The sequence below is a fragment of the Vibrio sp. 811 genome (genome assembly GCF_033339195.1).
This window is the reverse complement of record NZ_JAWOUB010000296.1, coordinates 1-781: the sequence shown is the minus strand read 5'-3', so window position 1 is coordinate 781 and position 781 is coordinate 1. Positions and strand designations below refer to the sequence as shown.

Sequence of the window (781 nt, the reverse complement as noted above, 5' to 3'; positions counted from 1 at the left end):
AACTCGATGAAGCTGGCATTGAATACAGCCTACACACAGAGATGGAAGCGGTAATTCCTGAGCTCGATATTCTTTACATGACTCGCGTTCAAAAAGAGCGTTTTGACGAGTCTGAATATGCGCACATCAAGTCAGCTTACATTCTGACGGCGGCTCTATTGGAAGGCGCGCGTGAAAATCTAAAAGTACTGCACCCGCTACCTCGTGTTGATGAAATCACGACAGACGTAGATAAAACCCCACACGCGTACTACTTCCAGCAGGCACAAAATGGCGTGTACGCTCGCCAAGCGCTGTTGGCTTTGGTTCTAAACAAAACACTGTAATCGAGGAGACAAAAACATGGCTAAAGAAACTCAATTGCAGGTAGAAGCAATCAAAAACGGCACCGTCATCGACCACATTCCAGCACAAATTGGTATCAAAGTGCTGAAATTGTTCGATATGCACAATTCTTCTCAACGTGTAACGATTGGTCTGAACTTGCCATCTTCAGCTTTGGGTCACAAAGACTTGCTGAAGATTGAGAACGTGTTCATCAATGAAGAACAAGCAAGCAAACTGGCGCTGTACGCACCGCACGCGACGGTAAACCAAATCGAAAACTACGAAGTCGTGAAAAAACTGGCTCTAGAGTTGCCAGAGAAAATCAACAACGTGTTTGAGTGTCCAAACTCAAACTGTATCTCTCACAACGAGCCAGTAGAAAGCAGTTTTAAAGTTTTCGAGAAGAAAGAAGAGATTCGTTTGAAGTGCAAATACTGTGAGAAAGTATTCTCAC

1 protein-coding gene and 1 pseudogene are annotated in these 781 nt (G+C 44.2%); both read left to right on the top strand.

The genetic code is table 11. The annotated features are described in order from the left end of the window. Nucleotides 1-326: pseudogene (locus R7Q46_RS26460) on the top strand (aspartate carbamoyltransferase); the annotation flags it as partial. 16 nt (nt 327-342) lie between these two features. Beyond that, a partial coding sequence (gene pyrI / locus R7Q46_RS26455; RefSeq protein WP_318078122.1) for an aspartate carbamoyltransferase regulatory subunit occupies nt 343-781 on the top strand: 439 nt, incomplete at its 3' end.